The organism is Bulleidia sp. HCP3S3_C9, from assembly GCF_052064035.1.
Classification (GTDB): domain Bacteria; phylum Bacillota_I; class Bacilli_A; order Erysipelotrichales; family Erysipelotrichaceae; genus Bulleidia.
The window spans coordinates 1-351 of record NZ_JBQHWJ010000158.1 but is presented as its reverse complement, the minus strand read 5'-3'; the positions used below and the strand labels follow the sequence as shown (position 1 = coordinate 351).

Here is a 351-nt window from a genome sequence, read left to right as displayed (position 1 = left end):
TCAAGAACTAAATGGCGCAGAATTCTATTAGATTTCGGCCATTTTTCATTATCTCTTTTACATCTCTGCAGATATATAAACCAATTTAAATAAGATTGTAAGTTTTCTACTTCCATTCCTATAAACCTCCAGATATATCTTTTCAACCAGCTGCACATATTATTGATCATTGCCATATTCTTTATATATTCACTGTCTTTTGTATTTGCTATATATACTTCTGATTTCAAATTGAGTTCATCAATAAGATATTTATGCGAATTATCTCCATCATGTATTATTGTTGATCCTGGCATTATATGTCCTTTCAAAGCTGCATATACTCTTTTAGAACTTGGTTTTCCATGACCA

At 30.2% G+C, this 351-nt stretch carries 1 protein-coding gene; it reads right to left on the bottom strand.

Annotation, left to right across the window (positions count from 1 at the left end):
- The coding region (locus ACTND6_RS11230; protein WP_441045130.1) for a hypothetical protein at positions 1–351 on the bottom strand (351 nt) is incomplete at both ends.